The organism is Pseudomonas sp. 2822-17 (genome assembly GCF_002742485.1).
Lineage (GTDB): Bacteria > Pseudomonadota > Gammaproteobacteria > Pseudomonadales > Pseudomonadaceae > Aquipseudomonas > Aquipseudomonas cyclaminis.
In genome coordinates this window covers 1-246 of the sequence record NZ_LJRZ01000622.1, presented here as the reverse complement: position 1 = coordinate 246, position 246 = coordinate 1, and the positions used below count along the sequence as shown (strand labels likewise).

The window sequence follows — 246 nt, the reverse complement described above, 5'->3', positions numbered from 1 at the left end:
GAGTTACTATTAAACTTTCTTATTCTAATAATTTTCTTACTTTTTACCCCAATTATATTAGAGTTAAATTTCAAGAAATATTCTGCCCGGAAGAAAAGATGGATTTTTAATATATCAACTGCATTGGCGATCTTTAGTTGTATGTTATTTCCGATATCTGTGATGGATGGTTACATTTTCGATTTGCGACTTGTAGCACTGACGATCGGTGGGTTATATGGTGGCGTTCAATCTATTCTAATATTA

The 246-nt window shown here is 31.7% G+C and carries 1 protein-coding gene; it reads left to right on the top strand.

What is annotated here, in order from left to right; genetic code table 11:
• Positions 1-21: 21 nt before the first annotated feature.
• Positions 22-246 (top strand): LytS/YhcK type 5TM receptor domain-containing protein (locus AOA60_RS34855; protein WP_368731594.1); only part of this gene is annotated, 225 nt, incomplete at its 3' end.